General features: G+C 62.9%; 16 protein-coding genes. 9 read left to right on the top strand and 7 right to left on the bottom strand.

Annotation, left to right across the window (positions count from 1 at the left end; all coding sequences use genetic code 11):
• Nucleotides 1–9 precede the first annotated feature (9 nt).
• On the top strand, nucleotides 10–1,020 hold the full coding sequence (locus C7T36_RS29015; protein WP_045069398.1) for a DUF6542 domain-containing protein: 1,011 nt from the start codon (nucleotides 10–12) through the stop codon (nucleotides 1,018–1,020).
• Nucleotides 1,021–1,086: 66 nt separating this feature from the next.
• Here C7T36_RS29015 and C7T36_RS29010 read toward each other — a convergent pair whose 3' ends face one another.
• The gene (locus C7T36_RS29010; protein ID WP_033234497.1) at nucleotides 1,087–2,097 is read right to left on the bottom strand and encodes a 4-hydroxy-3-methylbut-2-enyl diphosphate reductase; all 1,011 of its coding nucleotides are present in this window, start codon (nucleotides 2,095–2,097) and stop codon (nucleotides 1,087–1,089) included.
• A gap of 109 nt (nucleotides 2,098–2,206) precedes the next feature.
• On the opposite strand from C7T36_RS29010, the gene C7T36_RS29005 reads away from it, so the two are divergent.
• From C7T36_RS29005 to C7T36_RS28995, 3 genes are read left to right on the top strand one after another with little or no spacing between them, the layout of a single operon-like run.
• Nucleotides 2,207–2,782: a lipid droplet-associated protein gene (locus tag C7T36_RS29005; protein WP_033234498.1), complete on the top strand. Its 576-nt coding sequence runs from the start codon at nucleotides 2,207–2,209 to the stop codon at nucleotides 2,780–2,782.
• Nucleotides 2,779–4,050: an exodeoxyribonuclease VII large subunit gene (xseA, locus tag C7T36_RS29000; RefSeq protein WP_045069395.1), complete on the top strand. Its 1,272-nt coding sequence runs from the start codon at nucleotides 2,779–2,781 to the stop codon at nucleotides 4,048–4,050. Before C7T36_RS29005 ends, xseA begins: the two co-directional genes overlap by 4 nt.
• Nucleotides 4,047–4,277 carry an exodeoxyribonuclease VII small subunit gene (locus C7T36_RS28995; protein ID WP_033234500.1) on the top strand — a complete coding sequence of 77 codons (231 nt, stop codon included), beginning with the start codon at nucleotides 4,047–4,049 and terminating at the stop codon, nucleotides 4,275–4,277. The genes xseA and C7T36_RS28995 overlap by 4 nt, the downstream gene beginning before the upstream one ends.
• Before the next feature lie 58 nt (nucleotides 4,278–4,335).
• Here the strand turns inward: C7T36_RS28995 and C7T36_RS28990 are convergent, their stop codons facing one another.
• Nucleotides 4,336–4,905, bottom strand: coding sequence for a DUF4245 domain-containing protein (locus C7T36_RS28990; protein WP_045069392.1), 570 nt, complete (start codon nucleotides 4,903–4,905; stop codon nucleotides 4,336–4,338).
• Nucleotides 4,906–5,085: 180 nt separating this feature from the next.
• Between C7T36_RS28990 and glpX the strand changes: the two genes are divergently transcribed.
• Both glpX and C7T36_RS28980 read left to right on the top strand, forming a co-directional pair.
• On the top strand, nucleotides 5,086–6,120 hold the full coding sequence (gene glpX, locus C7T36_RS28985) for a class II fructose-bisphosphatase (RefSeq protein ID WP_033234502.1): 1,035 nt from the start codon (nucleotides 5,086–5,088) through the stop codon (nucleotides 6,118–6,120).
• A gap of 81 nt (nucleotides 6,121–6,201) precedes the next feature.
• The gene (locus C7T36_RS28980) at nucleotides 6,202–7,605 is read left to right on the top strand and encodes a class II fumarate hydratase (RefSeq protein ID WP_045069389.1); all 1,404 of its coding nucleotides are present in this window, start codon (nucleotides 6,202–6,204) and stop codon (nucleotides 7,603–7,605) included.
• A 59-nt stretch (nucleotides 7,606–7,664) separates the two neighbouring features.
• Here the strand turns inward: C7T36_RS28980 and C7T36_RS28975 are convergent, their stop codons facing one another.
• Nucleotides 7,665–8,366 (bottom strand): NADPH-dependent F420 reductase, encoded by a 702-nt coding sequence (locus tag C7T36_RS28975; protein WP_258190641.1) that lies wholly within the window; start codon nucleotides 8,364–8,366, stop codon nucleotides 7,665–7,667.
• 279 nt (nucleotides 8,367–8,645) lie between these two features.
• Between C7T36_RS28975 and C7T36_RS28970 the strand changes: the two genes are divergently transcribed.
• The 3 genes from C7T36_RS28970 (at nucleotide 8,646) to C7T36_RS28960 (ending at nucleotide 11,240) form a co-directional block, all read left to right on the top strand.
• Nucleotides 8,646–10,205: a putative Ig domain-containing protein gene (locus tag C7T36_RS28970; protein WP_052683599.1), complete on the top strand. Its 1,560-nt coding sequence runs from the start codon at nucleotides 8,646–8,648 to the stop codon at nucleotides 10,203–10,205.
• Between the two features lie 171 nt (nucleotides 10,206–10,376).
• Complete coding sequence (locus C7T36_RS28965) at nucleotides 10,377–10,805, top strand: limonene-1,2-epoxide hydrolase family protein (RefSeq protein WP_045069380.1); 429 nt, start codon at nucleotides 10,377–10,379, stop codon at nucleotides 10,803–10,805.
• A 30-nt stretch (nucleotides 10,806–10,835) separates the two neighbouring features.
• On the top strand, nucleotides 10,836–11,240 hold the full coding sequence (locus tag C7T36_RS28960) for a carboxymuconolactone decarboxylase family protein (RefSeq protein WP_033234506.1): 405 nt from the start codon (nucleotides 10,836–10,838) through the stop codon (nucleotides 11,238–11,240).
• 44 nt (nucleotides 11,241–11,284) lie between these two features.
• Here C7T36_RS28960 and C7T36_RS28955 read toward each other — a convergent pair whose 3' ends face one another.
• From C7T36_RS28955 to C7T36_RS28940, 4 genes are all read right to left on the bottom strand, one after another.
• A complete protein-coding gene (locus tag C7T36_RS28955; protein WP_033234507.1) occupies nucleotides 11,285–12,664 on the bottom strand; it encodes a PhoH family protein in 1,380 nt (459 codons plus the stop codon).
• 303 nt (nucleotides 12,665–12,967) lie between these two features.
• The gene (locus C7T36_RS28950) at nucleotides 12,968–13,984 is read right to left on the bottom strand and encodes a patatin-like phospholipase family protein (protein WP_045069377.1); all 1,017 of its coding nucleotides are present in this window, start codon (nucleotides 13,982–13,984) and stop codon (nucleotides 12,968–12,970) included.
• Between the two features lie 75 nt (nucleotides 13,985–14,059).
• Entirely contained in the window at nucleotides 14,060–15,367 is a 1,308-nt protein-coding gene (gene glyA, locus C7T36_RS28945; RefSeq protein ID WP_045069374.1) for a serine hydroxymethyltransferase, read from the bottom strand.
• Nucleotides 15,364–16,635, bottom strand: coding sequence for a hypothetical protein (locus tag C7T36_RS28940; RefSeq protein ID WP_045069373.1), 1,272 nt, complete (start codon nucleotides 16,633–16,635; stop codon nucleotides 15,364–15,366). Before C7T36_RS28940 ends, glyA begins: the two co-directional genes overlap by 4 nt.
• Between the last annotated feature and the right edge of the window lie 88 nt (nucleotides 16,636–16,723).

Below are 16,723 nucleotides of genomic sequence, written 5' to 3'. Positions count from 1 at the left end.
TGTCAATGTGTGTCTGCAACCCAACGTGCTCGCTCCGGGGTACCGCTGGACAAACGATCTCTGGTCGTCACAGTCCCCGGCCTGCCCTGGTGGGGAGTCATTCTGCTCGCTGCCGGAGTCACTTCGATCGGTGTCCTGATCGATGCATCCGGCGGTGGCGGCGAGCTGACCTCCGTCTTCTCGACGTTCTACTTCCTCGGTTGCCTGTTCGCCGTGGTTGCCGCCGCAAACAAGTCACTGTTCACAGCAATGGCGCAGCCCCCGCTCCTGCTTCTGGTCGCGGTACCGGTTGCTCAGACCCTGATCGGCAAGGAAAACAGCACTTCACTCCGCGACATTGCCATCAACATCGCATACCCGCTGGTAGACCGCTTCCCCGTCATGCTGGCTACCAGCATCGTGGTCCTGATTATCGGCTGCCTGCGTTACTTCCTGCTGCAGCAGCGTCCGACGGGTCCGGTTCGATCCACCCGAACCCGGCGCGACACGCCGCCGGCCAAGAGCTCACGTAGTACGGGCGACGATTCTGCGCAACGTCGTCGCCGTCGGCCGGAGCCGAGCCGACCGGATGCCGCAGAGGCAACCGACCTGATCCCGCCGCAACCCCGGCGACGCGACGTCGAGCGCCCGGCGTACAGCGAACGTCCCGTCTACAACGAGCGGCCGTCGTACCGCCCGGCTGCCGCGCCTGATCGCACACCACCGCGTCGTAGCTCCACTCCCGTCGACCACGATCGCTACCAACCAGACCACGATCGCTACCAACCGCCGCGACGCAACCAACCGGTCAGCGAGCGGAGCGACTCCCCTTCGTACGAGCGCCGCGAGTACCCGTCGTATGGAGAGCGTCGTACCACTGAAGCCGGTCGACCCTCCGAAGAACGCATGGAACCGTTCTTTGCCTCAGGTGGGGCCGACGACGTGCCGCTCCCCCCGCGTCGGCGCCCAGCGGGCGCGGACCTGCCGGCCTACCCGGCTCCGCGCGTGCGTTACCGCGACCGCGACGAAACGCCGACCTGACGCACTTGTACCAAACGAAAAACCCCGAACCTGTGTGTGCTGGTTCGGGGTTTTTCGTAGCGAATACTAGGTGCGAGCTGCTCGCAGCTCGCGCGGGAGCGCAAACACCAGCGTCTCGTTGGCTGTGGTCACCGACTGCACATCCTTGAAACCATGATCTGCCAGCAGGTCGATCACTCCGCGAACCAGCACCTCCGGGACGGAAGCGCCGGACGTGATTCCGACCGTCTCGACGCCCTCGAGCCAGCTCAGATCAACTTCACGGGCATAGTCGACCAGGTACGAAGCCCGGGCGCCCGCACCGAGTGCGACCTCGACCAACCGAACCGAGTTCGAGGAGTTGCGCGAGCCGACCACGATCACCAGATCGCATTCGGGCGCCATGGCCTTGACCGCGACCTGACGGTTCTGCGTCGCGTAGCAAATGTCGTCGGACGGCGGATCCTGCAGATTCGGGAAGCGATCTCGCAGACGAGCGACAGTCTGCATCGTCTCGTCGACGCTCAACGTGGTCTGCGACAGCCAGATCACTTTGTTCTCGTCGCGGACAGTGACCGCATCCACAGAGTCGGGGCCGTCGACGATCGTGACGTGGTTGGGTGCCTCACCTGCGGTGCCTTCGACTTCCTCATGGCCTTCGTGGCCGATGAGCAGGATGTCGTAGTCGTCTCGTGCAAACCGCTTTGCTTCCTGGTGCACCTTGGTGACCAGTGGGCACGTCGCGTCGATGGTGCGCAGATTGCGTTCGGCAGCCGATTCGTGGACGGCCGGTGAGACGCCGTGCGCGGAGAAGACCAGAAGGGAACCCTCGGGAACCTCGTCGGTTTCGTCGACGAAGATCACTCCCTGATCTTCCAACGTCTCGACGACGTGACGGTTGTGAACAATTTCCTTGCGCACGTAGATGGGCGCGCCATGCTTTTCCAGCGCCTTTTCGACGGTCTCCACCGCCCGGTCGACGCCGGCGCAGTAGCCGCGTGGCTCAGCGAGAAGTACCCGCTTGCCTGTGCCCTTGCGAATGGACGCCGAATCCGCGGAGTGCGCGATACCGAGATTGAGAGGAACAGCCGAAGACATGGCACCAGCCTACTGGCAGCTTCCTTGTGCAACACTTCGGCGAAGGTCTACCTCCGCGCTAGCGCCGAGTCGGCTACCGATTGTCGGTGCTTTACGGCAAGCTGTTGGAATGATTCGACCCCCGTTCGTGGCACGTGTGGCTGCAGGACTCGCCGTCACCGCGTTGGAAGAAGCCAAGAAGCTTCCGGAAACCGCAGTCGCCCTGCCCATGACCGCCGTCAGTCAGATGCTCCAGACGAGCATGCGGCTACAGCAGTCCATCACGTCGCTCGCAATCAAGGGCGATCAGGCGTTTGCGCTGCTCAGCTGGTCCGGCGACGACGAGCAGCCGGAGTGGGCCGTTTTCGACGAGGACGTGAAGCCGTCGTCGCCGAAGACTCGGGAGAGCCCGACCAACGCCGGACGGTTCGCTCTCTACTCGGTCGATCCCACAGCTGATACCGCGCCCCAACCGGACGCGGAGGCTGATCTCGACAGTGATACCGATAACACTGCGGCGTCGGAACCGCCCATTGTTGCCGAACTGGACTACGCCAACCTCACGCTCGCGGAGCTGCGTGCCCGCATCAAGTCGTTGAGCGTCGAGAACCTGACGACGCTGCTCGACTACGAGAACGCAACTCGTTCGCGCGCGCCGTACGTCACCATGTTGACCAACCGCATCACCACAGCCAAGGCAAAGTGACTTCCGCCCAGCGTCCGCCCGCACAGCAACGCCCGACAGGTTCGGGTGCCAGCTCCCCCGAACAACCGTGGCCGGTTCGTACCGTCTCGGCCAAGGTCGCAGGATGGATCGACCGTCTCGGCAGCATTTGGGTCGAGGGCCAGATCACCCAGATCAATGCGCGCCCCGGCACCCGGACGGCGTTTCTGGTTCTTCGTGATCCGTCAGCTGACATGTCGTTGTCCGTGACGTGCTCACCGCAACTACTGCACAACTCTCCCGTCCCGTTGACGGAAGGTTCTCGGGTAGTGATGTTCGGGAAGCTCTCGTTCTACACCGGACGCGGCACCGTCTCGCTGCGCGTAACCGAGATCCGGGCCGTCGGCATCGGTGAACTGCTCGCGCGCATCGAACGACTACGCGCACTGCTTGCCGCCGAGGGGCTGTTCGATCCCCGGCTCAAGCGTCCGTTGCCGTTCCTGCCCGGGACAATCGGGCTGATCACCGGACGAGCCAGTGCTGCCGAGAAGGACGTCGTGTCCGTCGCCCATCGTCGCTGGCCCGCTGTCGCAATTGCAGTGCGCAACACCGCAGTTCAAGGTCCGACAGCCGTGCCTCAGATCATCGAAGCCCTGAAGGATCTCGACGCGAACCCCGAAGTCGATGTCATCATCCTCGCGCGCGGCGGCGGAAGCGTCGAAGATCTGCTTCCGTTCTCCGACGAAGCGTTGTGCCGGGCCATCGTCGCCTGTACGACGCCTGTCGTCAGCGCAATCGGCCACGAACCCGACAGTCCGTTGAGCGACCACGTCGCCGACCTTCGCGCCGCCACCCCTACCGATGCTGCCAAGCGGGTAGTTCCCGATGCCGTTGCGGAAGCAGCGCTGGTCTCCGAACTCCGTGATCGCAGTGCCGCAGCGCTACGCAGCTGGGTCAAGCGCGAATCGCACCTCATCGAGCAACTGCGCACCCGCCCCGTGATGGCGTCGCCGCTACTGGCCATCGACCGTCGGGCCGAGGAAATCGAACGACTGCAAGCCGCAGGCCGACGTGATGTCACCAGGCTGATCGACTCCGAATCACGAACCGTCGAGCACTTGCGGGCACGCCTGACAACTCTTGGTCCGGCAGCCACACTGGCCCGGGGCTATGCCGTGGTGCAGCGCATCATCGCCGACGGAGATCCGGAAGTGCTGCGCTCGGTCGAGGATGCGCCGCCCGGCACTCAGATACGAGTTCGACTTGCAGACGGCGCTGTTCGCGCCGCAGTAATGGGAAGAGAAAAATGAGCAACGCCGAGAACAACCCCGCAGACGTCGACATCAGCGAACTCGGGTACGAAGCTGCCCGCGACGAACTGGTGGGCGTCGTGAAGATCCTCGAGCAGGGCGGCCTGGACCTCGACGCCTCGTTGGCCCTGTGGGAGCGTGGCGAAGCGCTCGCCAAGCGCTGTGAGGAGCACCTGGCGGGCGCTAGGGCTCGTGTGGAGACGGCACTGTCCGGGTCGGACGAGTAGAGGCTGTCCGCGTCGGACGAGTAGAGGCTGTCCCCGTCGGACGAGTAGACCGGCTGGTCTAGGGAACGATCGGCTCGGCCTGGCCGGCGTTGCGCGCCAAGGTCGTGAAGTCCTCGGCCGGAGCGGCGCCGGTGATCAGGAGACGAACTCCGTCGACGTCGGTAACCCAGATCGATTCGACGCCCTCGCCGCCGAAGACGTTCCAGGTATGGCCGTCGATGTCCTCGACACCCGTCGCGAAACGCTGTCCGCCTGCTACGTAGGACACCAGGGGGAATTCTTCGGCATTGCTCTGCGTCAGCTGAATGTAGCTACCGTTGGTCGTGATGAATCCCACAGTGCTGGAATCGCCGCCGCCGTCGCCGGTGATCACTTTCCGACTGCCCGAGTTCGGAGTCCAGCCCTCGGGAACTTCAGGCTTGCGGATCGGGAAACCCAGTTCCTTGGCGTCGTAGTTCAGCGCTGCGTCGATGTCGACGCTCGGGATCGGCCCCTGGGTGGGGCCTCCGGGGCTGAACGTGCACTGGCTGGCGATGCCCGCGATGATGATGCAAAACAGCACCAGCGGTACGAGAGACCAGACCATGTCTTTGTTGTCTTCGAGAATGCGGGGTTTCTTCGATGCCACACTCCCAGTATCCAGGTACCGGCCGCTTGTAACGATTCCCGGTACCCCTAAGCGTGACAAATCACCACGCCCCTGACCCAGCAGCGCACACAGTGGCTCCCATCTGGGACAATCACGCCTGTAGAAACCACTTGCGTCGACACACCCCGTCGACCGCGACCGCGCCAGGAGGCACCGCACATGACGGCCAGCAGCATTCATCGTGAGACCCCGGACCGTAACCTTGCTCTCGAATTGGTCCGAGTCACCGAAGCCGGCGCGATGGCTGCAGGTCGCTGGGTAGGACGCGGCGACAAGGAAGGCGGCGACGGAGCTGCCGTCGACGCGATGCGTCAGCTCGTTTCTTCGGTGTCCATGCGCGGCATCGTTGTGATCGGCGAAGGCGAGAAGGACGAAGCGCCGATGCTGTTCAACGGCGAAGAGGTCGGCAACGGCGACGGCCCGGACTGCGACTTCGCTGTCGATCCGGTTGACGGAACCACGCTGATGTCCAAGGGCATGCCCAACGCCATCTCGGTGTTGGCTGTTGCCGAGCGCGGCGCGATGTTCGATCCGTCTGCTGTGTTCTACATGGAGAAGATCGCTGTCGGACCGGACGCTGCAGATGTCATCGACATCAGCGCGCCGATCGCCGAGAACATCAAGCGCGTCGCCAAGGTCAAGAAGGCGTCGGTCTCCGACATCACGATCTGCATCCTGGACCGTCCTCGCCACAACCAGCTGATCCAGGACGTTCGCGACACGGGCGCTCGGATCCGCCTGATCTCCGACGGTGACGTTGCCGGCGCTATCGCCGCAGCGCGTCCGGAGTCCGGCACCGACATGCTCGTCGGCATCGGCGGCACCCCTGAGGGCATCATCGCCGCTGCGGCCATGCGCTGCATGGGCGGATCGTTGCAGGGCAAGCTGGCTCCCACCGACGACGAAGAGCGTCAGAAGGCCATCGACGCCGGTCACGATCTCGATCGCATCCTGACCACCGAAGATCTGGTCTCGGGCGAGAACGTTTTCTTCTGCGCGACGGGTGTCACCGACGGTGACCTGCTGCGCGGTGTCCGCTACTACGGCGGCGGCGCCAGTACGCAGTCCATCGTGATGCGCAGCAAGTCCGGCACCGTCCGCATGATCGACGCGTACCACCGCCTCGAGAAGCTCCGCGAGTACAGCTCGGTGGACTTCGACGGCGAAGAGGGCGCGGTTCCGCCGACGTTCTGACAGGCTCCGCCCTGTGCGCCTTTCTGGTAGTCACCGCTACCAAAAAGGCGCACAGGGGCCGAAGGCCCCTACTCTGGAACCATGACGGAAAGCAACGAACAGCAGTTCCGGATCGAACACGACACCATGGGTGAAGTTCGGGTGCCCATCGACGCACTGTGGCGAGCGCAAACCCAACGCGCAGTCGAGAATTTCCCGATCAGCGGCCGACCTCTCGAGCGCACCCAGATTCGTGCGATGGGCCTTCTCAAAGCCGCGTGTGCGCAGGTCAACAAAGATCTTGGCCTGCTCGACGCGGACAAGGCCGATGCCATCATCTCGGCAGCCAATGAAATCGCCGACGGCAAGCACGACGATCAGTTCCCCATCGATGTCTTTCAGACCGGTTCCGGCACCAGTTCCAACATGAACGCCAACGAGGTCATCGCGTCGATCTCACAGGCCAACGACGTGGATGTGCATCCGAACGATCACGTCAACATGTCACAGTCCTCCAACGACACCTTCCCGACGGCCACGCACGTCGCAGCGACGGAAGCCGCCGTCACGGATCTTGTTCCTGCTCTGGAGCATTTGCACGCTGCACTCGCCGCGAAGTCCGCGGAGTGGAAGTCCGTCGTCAAGTCCGGACGCACCCACCTGATGGACGCAGTTCCGGTGACCCTCGGCCAGGAGTTCGGCGGTTACGCCCGCCAGATCGAGGCAGGCATCGAACGAATCAAGGCAACGCTCCCCCGACTCGGCGAACTACCGATCGGCGGCACCGCAGTAGGTACCGGACTCAACGCGCCGGACGGATTCGGGCCCAAAGTTGTTGCAGAACTGGTCAAGTCGACAGGCGTCGACGCATTGGCCCCGGCAAAGAACAGCTTCGAGGCGCAGGCTGCCCGTGACGGACTGGTGGAAGCGTCAGGCGCCCTGCGCACCATCGCGGTCTCACTGACGAAGATCGCCAACGATATTCGCTGGATGGGTTCGGGACCGTTGACGGGCCTCGGCGAGATAGCGCTCCCCGACTTGCAGCCGGGTAGCTCGATCATGCCGGGCAAGGTCAATCCGGTTCTGCCGGAGGCTGTTACGCAGGTAGCCGCACAGGTGATCGGAAACGACGCGGCCATCGCGTGGGGCGGCGCTGCCGGCGCTTTCGAACTCAACGTCTACATCCCGATGATGGCACGTAATCTACTCGAGTCATTCACGTTGCTGGCCAACGTTTCTCGGTTGTTCGCGGACAAGTGCGTCAGCGGTTTGGTTGCGCATGAGGAACACCTCAAGACTCTCGCCGAGTCCTCGCCGTCCATCGTGACGCCACTCAACTCGGCTATCGGATACGAGGAAGCCGCGTCCGTTGCCAAGCAAGCATTGAAGGAGAAAAAGACGATTCGGCAGGTTGTGCTCGAGCGCGGACTGGTTCCGGACAAGCTCAGCGAAGCCGAGCTCGACAAGCGCCTCGACGTGCTCGCGATGGCGAAGGTCAAGGACTAACCCACCGGCCCCGCGGCGGTTCCGCATTCGGGAACCGCCGCGAGGCACAGGTCAGTCAGTCACTCCGCGACAGCTCGCCACTCGTCCGTGCGCTCGGGAGTTGCCTCCGCCAGCGCCTTCAACGTAGCGTCGCGACCAAAATCCTTGCCGTAGACCGGAGTTCCCGGCTGCTGGCGCCAGGAGTCTTCGATGGTGCCCGCGTCGACGGGGTCGAAGCCGAGCTGATTGATCAGGTCGAAGACAACCTGCTTCTTCAGCTCGTCGTCACCGGCGATGGGGAGCGCGATGCGGCCGCTCGACCCTTCCGGTAGACCCTTCTCGAGCAGGTGCTTCCACCAGATTCCGTTGAATGCCTTGAAGACCGGAACTCCGAGGTGCTCTTGCACCCAATCGCTTTCTGCCTGACCGTCTTCGATTGCGGCGATCAATCCGTCTCGCTGCTGCGGGTAGTAGTTGTTGGTCTCGATCACCGGAGCGCCGTCGGCAGCGCCCGCGAGAATGCCGGCGGGAAGGTCCACGACGTTCTTCTGCGGGATGCTCACGATCACCAGGTCTGCACCTTCGGCGGCTTCGGTGTTCAGTACCGCTTTTGCACCGGTTTCCGCCTCGAGGTCTGCCAGAGTGTCGGGCGTCCGAGAGTTCGAGACGCGCACGTCGTGACCAAGCGCGGTCAGCCTGCGGGTAAGCGTTCCACCGATCTGACCAGCTCCGATAATTCCGATGCGCATATTCTTGTGCTCCTTCGTCGAGTGTCGCGACACTCCGCGACTGCTGCATGCCTCAACAACGGATCACCGCGGGCTAATTCCGCACCGGCACATTCAATTCGCACTGATTCAAATGCTTGCCTTGGGCCGCGTGTGGCGCGCTGTTCACAGCTCGGCACAAGAAGGCCATTTTCGGCCATCAATGCCCTCTGGCCTAAAATGGCCAGCAAAAATGGGCGTTTTGTGCCTCCCCGCCCGCTATCGTCACTGCGTGGTCACTAACCGTGGCCGCACCGCCCTCCCGGCGGAATCCGCCAGGAAAGGCACACCACGATGGCACCACTCGATCACCGTCACAGACCTCACCGGGGCAGACGACTGCGAGGGCTCACCGCTCTCATTGCCGCTGGAGCACTCGCCCTCGCCGCTGCGACCACTGCCGCGGCGGAAGGTGTGCCGGTCACCGATCCCGGCACAATCACAGGTTGGGGCTACGGGGTAGGGGGAAACAACGACAACGGGCAGCTCGACAACTTCCCGGCGGGAGGCGGTTACACCGCCATCGCGGCCGGCTACTCCCATTCGTTGGCGTTGACCGCCGACGGCTCCATCGTGGGGTGGGGGAACAACAATGACGGTCAACTCGACAACATCCCGGCCGGCAGCGGCTACAAAGCCATCGCCGTCGGCGCCTTTCATTCAGTGGCGTTAACCGCCGACGGCACCATCGTGGCTTGGGGAGCCAGCAGCCTCGGGCAACTCGCTAACATCCCAGTTGGTAACGGCTACAAAGCCATCGCGGCCGGCGGTTACCATTCGTTGGCGTTGACCGCCGACGGCACCGTCGTGGGCTGGGGTTACAACTACTGGAAACAGGCCAACACGCTTCCTGGCAACGGCTATAAAGCCATCGCAGCCGGCAGCCTTCATTCGTTGGCGTTGACCGCCGACGGCGCCATCGTCGGCTGGGGATACAACTACGAAGGTCAGACCAACACTCCGACCGGTAACGGCTACACCACTATTGCTTCAGGAGGTTTCCATGGGTTGGCGTTGACCGCCGACGGCACGATCACAACCTGGGGACAAAGTGGCAACGGGTTAGGCACCGTCCCAAGGGGCAACGGCTACACCGCCATCGGTGGCGGCGACTTCCATTCACTGGCTTTGACTGCCGACGGCACCATCGCAGAATGGGGAAGCAGCGGTGGTGGGCAGCTTCCCGCCCCGACCGGTACCGGCTACACCGCCATCGCCGGCGGCGGCAACCGTTCATTGGCATTGAAAACTGCAACCGCTTCTGCGTTCACCGATGCGGGCCCCGTCACCGTAAACGGTATTGCCGGAACAGCAATCTCCCACGCGTTCACCACCACCGGAAACCCCACCCCCGTTGTCACCGCCACCGGACTCCCGGCCGGACTCACGCTCAGTGAAACTGGGGCTCTGACCGGAACACCCACCACCGAAGGATCGTTCCCCTTCACGGTCAGCGCCACCAACGGCGTCGGAAATCCGGCAACGCTCAACGCCACCCTCATCGTCGCAGCAGCACCCGCCGCCCCGATGTTCACCGATGCCGGACCCGTGACGCTCGATGCTGTTGCCGGAACAGCACTTACCCGTGAATTCACCGTCACCGGTAACCCTGCCCCCACCATCACAGTGATCGACCCGGCAAAACTGCCCACCGGCATGGTTTTCACTAACGGAACACTGTCCGGAACACCCGCCGCTACAGGCTCTTACACGTTCACCCTCAACGCCACCAACGGCGTCAATCCCGACCTGACCCTTGTCGTTACCGTCAATGTCGCCGAGGCCCCGATCACACCCGAACAACCCACCACAGGATCCCTGGGATCACTCGAGTTCACCGGATTCGGTAGCTGACCTCACGGGATCTCCCAGATAGTCGATCGAACAGAACCATCCCGAGCCATATTCGACGGAAACTCGCTAACCTTGGAATACTTCGACAGCGACGGTTTGGGCACATTTGTCAGAGCACCGAATGAACACAGGCTCGTGATGAACACAGGCTCGTGATGAACAGGGGTTTCGATGAACACTGATTCGGTCACCACAGTTCGAAAGATGTTCCGCGCCCTCACCGATTTCGATGTGGACGGCGCCGCCGAGTTGATGACCGAGGACATCATCTGGCAGAACGTCTCGCTGCCGACGTTGCGCGGGAGAAATGCCGTGGTCCGGGCGCTTCGAATGGTCACGAAGCCGTCACTCAAGTTCGAGGCCGACATGCATCACATCATCGGCAACGAGTTCACCGTCCTCACCGAACGCACCGACATCCTGACCGTCGGACCACTGCGCATCGAGTTCTGGGTGTGTGGAACTTTCGAATTACGCGACGGCAAGATCGCCGTGTGGCGGGACTACTTCTCGCTGCGCGACGTTGCGTGGGGTGTGGTGACCGCGATCGGGCAGGCGGTGTTGGGTATCGGCTCTCGCAGTAGGCTGGCTCCGGCCTGACAACACCTGCCGGAAGAGAGCACTCGCCCGATGACCGAATACAACACATCCGATTCCTTCGACGCCGGACTGGCCGTGCGCACAGAAGTCATGGGTGCCGATTTTGTCGACGCAGCGTTCGAGCGCACCCGCGGAACCGACAGCGAAGAATTGCAGAACTTCGTGACGGCCAATGTGTGGGGATCTGTGTGGACGCGTCCCGGCCTCGATCGACGCAGTCGCAGCCTGATCAATCTGGGAATGCTGATCGCCCTGCGGGCGGAGAACGAACTGAAAGGCCACGTCCGCGGCGCATTGCGAAATGGCTTGACGCGCACCGAGATCGTCGAAACAGTGATACATGCCAGCGCATACTGCGGCGCCCCGGCCGGACTCGCTGCTATGCGCGTTGTCCAGGAAGTCCTCAACGCGGAATTGGGACCGCTGGAGAACTGAGCCACTCCCCGTGCGGCAAGAATGCCGCACGGGGAGAACTATTCTCAGGGAGTCGGTCCGAACTCCTCCAACATTTCGGTAACCAACTCGGCGATCGGCGAACGCTCGCTTCGAGTGAGCGTGATATGCGCAAACAGTGGATGCCCCTTCAGCTTTTCGATCACGGCGGCAACACCGTCGTGGCGGCCGACTCGCAGGTTGTCACGCTGCGCGACGTCATGCGTCAACACCACTCGCGATCCGGTTCCGAGTCGAGAAAGCACCGTCAGCAACACATTTCGTTCGAGGGACTGCGCCTCGTCGACGATCACGAACGAATCGTGCAGAGAACGTCCACGAATGTGAGTGAGCGGCAAGACTTCCAACATCCCCCGAGCTTGGACCTCTTCGAGAACTTCGGGTGACGCCAACCCGTCGAGTGTGTCGAAGACGGCCTGAGCCCACGGGCCCATCTTCTCACTCTCGCTGCCCGGGAGATATCCGAGTTCCTGTCCGCCAACGGCATACAGTGGCCGGAAGACCACCACCTTGCGTTGGCTTCGACGCTCGAGCACCGCTTCGAGTCCCGCGGTCAAGGCCAGCGCCGACTTTCCGGTACCCGCTTTGCCGCCGAGAGAGACGATTCCGATGCTTTCGTCCATCAGCAATTCCAGTGCAATCCGCTGCTCGGCGCTGCGGCCGTGCAGACCGAATGCCTCACGCTCACCGCGGACAAGCTGAATCCGTTTGTCCGGTGTCACCCTCCCCAACGCACTGGACGAACCGCCGAGCAGCCGAACCCCGGTGTGACACGGCAGATCTCGCCCCTCCTCGAGATCGAGAAAGCCCTCGGAGAACAGTTCGTCGATGTCCGTCGACGCGACATCACACTCAGTCATACCGGTCCACCCGGAGGGAACGACGTCGTGCGCGTGGTACTCGTCGGCGGGAAGCCCCACGGCGCCCGCTTTGACTCGGAGCGGAATGTCTTTGCTGACCAGGACTACATCTTTGCCTTCGGCCGCAAGATTGAGCGCGCAGGCAAGTATCCTCGAATCATTACTGTCCGTGCGGAATCCGACGGGGAGTACTGCGGGATCAGTGTGATTGAGTTCGACTTGCAAGGTACCGTTCTCGCTACCGATCGGCACCGGACGGTCGAGCCGGCCGTATTCGATCCGGAGGTCGTCGAGCATGCGGAGTGCTTCTCGCGCAAACCATCCCAGTTCGTGATGATGTCGCTTGCCTTCGAGTTCACTGACCACAACAAGGGGCAGAACCACATTGTGCTCGGCGAATCTGGTGACGGCCCACGGATCGGACAGTAAGACCGACGTATCCAAGACATACGTGCGAAGTGCATCTACCGAATGACTCCCGGCTGAATTACCGGCTGAAATACTGCCCGGAACCGAGTGGGCAGAAACGGAGCGTGATGCAGTCACGGTGGGCTCCTAGGTCTGCGCTACGCCGCACAAACTAGTTCTCGCTGGACCGGTCGGCTCTTGTGTCAGGTGACACGAGGGCCGGGCGCCGGCCCCCTCGCACTGAATGTTTCAGTCACGATCAGAACCTCCCGCACAAGTAACTTCTGCGCTACTCGATACTGCCGACGGTACTGTGCTTCGGGCCATCCCGCCACGAATTCCGACACACAATGCGTGAACGCCAGGTTACAAAATGCCACTCGTGTCATTTACCGCCACAGAGGTGCTTGTCGACGCCGTCCGCACTATCGACGCGTGAGCTCAGAAATCCTCGGCATCGAGCGCCGACTCGGTCAAAGCCCGACCGATCGCGATCATCTCGGTAGCCCGCGCAAAGTCGAGACTCCTGGCCGATTTGCGGGGTACCTGGATAAGAATGTCCGGTGGATACACGGCGAGCTGGTACCTGGCCAGCGCGGACTGCACGACCTCGAGTGAACGACCCATGATCTCCAAACGCCCGATCTTCGGAGCGATATCACGACCCGTATCGACGACTCCCTCGTCCAGGCTCACCTCGTCCACACTCACCTCGTCCACACTCACCTCGTCCAGGCCCACCTCTTCAAGACCCAGGCCCGTCGAGTGACCACCGAATCGAGACACCACAGACTTCACTGTCTCCCGATCGAGAAACTGGGCGGTGCCCCGCCTGAATCGGCCGACCCACTCGTCGACAGGCCGTGGCTCCGTACCCACCCGAGCAGGCGTTCGATTCTCACGGGCCTCCGCGCCCAAGCTGACACCGATCGTCAGGTCTGCACGAATCGAGAGCGTCGGCGCGACGGGAAGCGGATCGAGGATGCCGCCGTCCACCAGCACCCGGCCGTTGAGAACCAAGGGAGTGATGACTCCGGGAATAGCGATGGACGCACGAATCGCGGCGTCGACCGGCCCGTGCTGAAACCACACAGACCTACCCGCCGCCAGGTCGGTGGCCACGGCGGTGAACGGGATGCGCATGTCTTCGATGCACGTTTCGCCCAGGATCTCTCGAACCCGCCCGAGCACCTTCTCCGCGTGGATCGCCCCGGGTGCCGACATCGATACGTCGAGCAACCGAACAACATCGCGGGCCTTCAGCGTCGTCGCCCACTCGGTGAATTCATCGAGTTTCCCAGCTGCGTACAAGCCGCCGATCAACGCGCCCATCGACGAACCTGCCACCCCGACTATCGAGTAGCCACGTTCCTCGAGCACCTGGATGACACCGATGTGGGCGTAGCCTCGCGCGCCACCGGAACCGAGTGCCAATGCAACTGTCCGAGACTGAGCCATTGGCCCATCGTAGGCGCCGTAAGGACGCCGACAGCCCGGCACCACAACGGGTACCGGGCTGTCGGGAACTACTGCTTAGACGTTCTTGCTGAGCAAGCCCCAGTCCTCGAGTCCGTCGTACAACGGAACGTCGAGAGCGAGCTTGGCAACGCGGGCGCGCAGGGCAACCAGATCGGCATCGCCGGCGAGGGCGGTGCCGATGATGTCGGCGACCTCGGTGAACTCGGCGTCGCCGAATCCGCGAGTAGCCAAGGCTGCGGTACCGATACGCAGACCTGACGTGGTCATCGGCGGGCGGGGATCGAACGGAACTGCGTTGCGGTTGACGGTGATGCCGACCTCGTGCAGAAGATCCTCACCCTGCTGGCCGTCGAGCTTGGAGTTGCGCAGGTCCACGAGAACGAGGTGGACGTCGGTTCCACCGGTCAGAACGCTGATGCCCTGATCTGCGACGTCCTTGTTGCCGAGACGCTCGGCGAGGATGCGTGCACCGGAGAGGGTACGCACCTGACGGTCCTTGAACTCTTCACCGGCAGCGATCTTGAAGGTGACGGCCTTGGCTGCGATGGCGTGCATGAGCGGTCCACCCTGCTGGCCGGGGAAGACTGCGGAGTTGAGCTTCTTGGCCCATTCCTTCTTCGCCAGGATCAGGCCGGAGCGCGGGCCACCGAGGGTCTTGTGGACGGTGGAGGACACGACGTCGGCGTACGGGACGGGCGACGGGTGCAGACCAGCGGCAACCAGACCGGCGAAGTGCGCCATGTCGACCCACAGGTACGCACCGACCTCGTCGGCGATGGCACGGAAGGCTGCGAAGTCCTGCTGACGCGGGTACGCGGACCAACCGGCGACGATGACCTTGGGCTTCTCGGCGAGGGCGATGGAACGCACCTCGTCCATGTCGATGCGGTGATCTTCCTTGCTCACGCCGTAGGACGCGACGTCGTACAACTTGCCGGAGAAGTTGAGCTTCATGCCGTGCGTGAGGTGACCACCGTGAGCGAGGTCGAGGCCGAGCAGCTTCTCACCCGGGTTCATCAGAGCCATCAGAACGGCAGCGTTGGCCTGTGCGCCCGAGTGCGGCTGCACGTTGGCGAACTCGGCGCCGAAGAGTTCCTTGGCACGGTTACGGGCGAGGTCCTCGATGATGTCGACGTTCTCGCAGCCACCGTAGTAACGGCGTCCCGGGTAGCCTTCGGCGTACTTGTTGGTCAGGACGCTGCCCTGAGCCTGCAGAACCGAGCGGGGGACGAAGTTCTCCGACGCGATCATCTCGAGAGTGTCGCGCTGACGAGCCAATTCACCCGCCATAGCTTCGGCGACCTCGGGGTCGAGTTCGGCGAGTGGTGCAGAGTTGACGTCGGAGCCAGGCACAGCGGTCATCGAGGAATCTCCAAGGTGGATGCGGGATCGAATGTGTCCAGTCTACGAAGGTCACCCGACGTGTCTCCACCCGGTGCCGAACGCAGTGAGCTCGGCACCAGCGGCTCGTCCAACAGACGCCGGAATCGGTCTGTGCGGTCGGCTGGCGTTGCAGCCTGATCGAGCCACCCACCGAGCAACCGGTATCCCTCGACGTACGTGCTGGTGTACGCCCGCCACAACGGGGAGGACAGGAATCGCAGCGATTGCCGTGCCCGCTCCGGCGTCGACAGTGACCACCGCTCGAGGAATCCGGCAACGTCGTCGTGGCTGCGTCCCTCGTCGTGCAGCATCAGCGCAGCGTCCTGCCGCACACTGATCAGCTGGCCCGATGCCGCCGACAGTTGCTGGGCCTTCTCTCCGTCGAATGCCAGCCCCAGATCCGCGTAGATCTCCTGCGCCCATAGTCCCCAGTCGTGGCCGACTATCGCTTCGAGTGCCAAATCCGCCAGGCCCTCTGCCATGAGGCACTGCGGCGTGTTCACCAGGAAGAGCGTCTGCTCGAGTTGCCCGGCACCCACCAATCCGGCTTCCTTGCGGCAATGTTCGGTGTGATGGCCCGGATACGACTCGTGGGCAATCAGTCTCGGCAGATTCGCCATGAACTGCGGGAGATCGGAATTGATCGCAACTTTGGAGCGATAGTCACCGAGGTAGTAGTTGAACCCGGACCACGGCTTGTCCCCCACCACTTCGTATTCGACGGTTTCCGACGCCGGCAGCGGGAACGTGCCACGCACCAGATCACGCAGGGCACTGGACATCGCGTCGACGCACTCGGCCAGTTTCGCAGCCGGAATCTCGTCGGCCTTGCGATGTGCCTGCACGCGCTCCACCAGCGTTCCCGGGCCTGGTAGCACCTCACCCATCAGGCGGTGAGCATCGCCGTATGCGTCTTCGTTTCCCTTCGAAATTCGCACGTCGAAGTAGGCCTCGACTTCGTCGACAAACCCGATCTCCTCGCCCGCGAACTTGCGGCCGGAGCATTCGAGAGCCCGTAGGTGAACGTCGATGAAGTGAGCCCGGTCGGCGTTCAGACCACTTGCCGGCAACTCGGCGCGAAGCTCTCGAGCGGTGCGGGCGAGTACGCCCGGATCGGGCTTCGTTGCATTTTCAACTTGCTGACGGAGTGCCGGATCGCCGGTGAACGCGTCGACAAACCCTTCCTCGAGTCGATCGAAACCTAGTCCCAGCAGCAGATATCGGCGAACGAGCGAGTCTGGATCCATAAGGCACAAGCCTAGCGCCCGCGCCCGGAATGCGACCCGACGACAACTCCTTACGTGGCACCAAGCACAATTCGGTTATGCACTTGGA

The sequence above is a fragment of the Rhodococcus sp. AD45-ID genome, assembly GCF_003023755.1.
Classification (GTDB): domain Bacteria; phylum Actinomycetota; class Actinomycetes; order Mycobacteriales; family Mycobacteriaceae; genus Rhodococcus_F; species Rhodococcus_F globerula.
The sequence above is the reverse complement of the archived record's forward strand: the minus strand, read 5'-3'. Positions and strand labels throughout refer to the sequence as shown.

What these genes read in the sequence shown, in the direction of transcription:
- C7T36_RS29010 (WP_033234497.1), bottom strand. Translation starts at nt 2,097, where the DNA reads ATGTCTTCGGCTGTTCCTCTCAATCTCGGTATCGCGCACTCCGCGGAT.
- C7T36_RS29005 (WP_033234498.1), top strand. Translation starts at nt 2,207, where the DNA reads ATGATTCGACCCCCGTTCGTGGCACGTGTGGCTGCAGGACTCGCCGTC.
- C7T36_RS28995 (WP_033234500.1), top strand. Translation starts at nt 4,047, where the DNA reads ATGAGCAACGCCGAGAACAACCCCGCAGACGTCGACATCAGCGAACTC.
- glpX (WP_033234502.1), top strand. Translation starts at nt 5,086, where the DNA reads ATGACGGCCAGCAGCATTCATCGTGAGACCCCGGACCGTAACCTTGCT.
- C7T36_RS28980 (WP_045069389.1), top strand. Translation starts at nt 6,202, where the DNA reads ATGACGGAAAGCAACGAACAGCAGTTCCGGATCGAACACGACACCATG.
- C7T36_RS28970 (WP_052683599.1), top strand. Translation starts at nt 8,646, where the DNA reads ATGGCACCACTCGATCACCGTCACAGACCTCACCGGGGCAGACGACTG.
- C7T36_RS28965 (WP_045069380.1), top strand. Translation starts at nt 10,377, where the DNA reads ATGAACACTGATTCGGTCACCACAGTTCGAAAGATGTTCCGCGCCCTC.
- C7T36_RS28960 (WP_033234506.1), top strand. Translation starts at nt 10,836, where the DNA reads ATGACCGAATACAACACATCCGATTCCTTCGACGCCGGACTGGCCGTG.
- C7T36_RS28950 (WP_045069377.1), bottom strand. Translation starts at nt 13,984, where the DNA reads ATGGCTCAGTCTCGGACAGTTGCATTGGCACTCGGTTCCGGTGGCGCG.
- glyA (WP_045069374.1), bottom strand. Translation starts at nt 15,367, where the DNA reads ATGACCGCTGTGCCTGGCTCCGACGTCAACTCTGCACCACTCGCCGAA.
- C7T36_RS28940 (WP_045069373.1), bottom strand. Translation starts at nt 16,635, where the DNA reads ATGGATCCAGACTCGCTCGTTCGCCGATATCTGCTGCTGGGACTAGGT.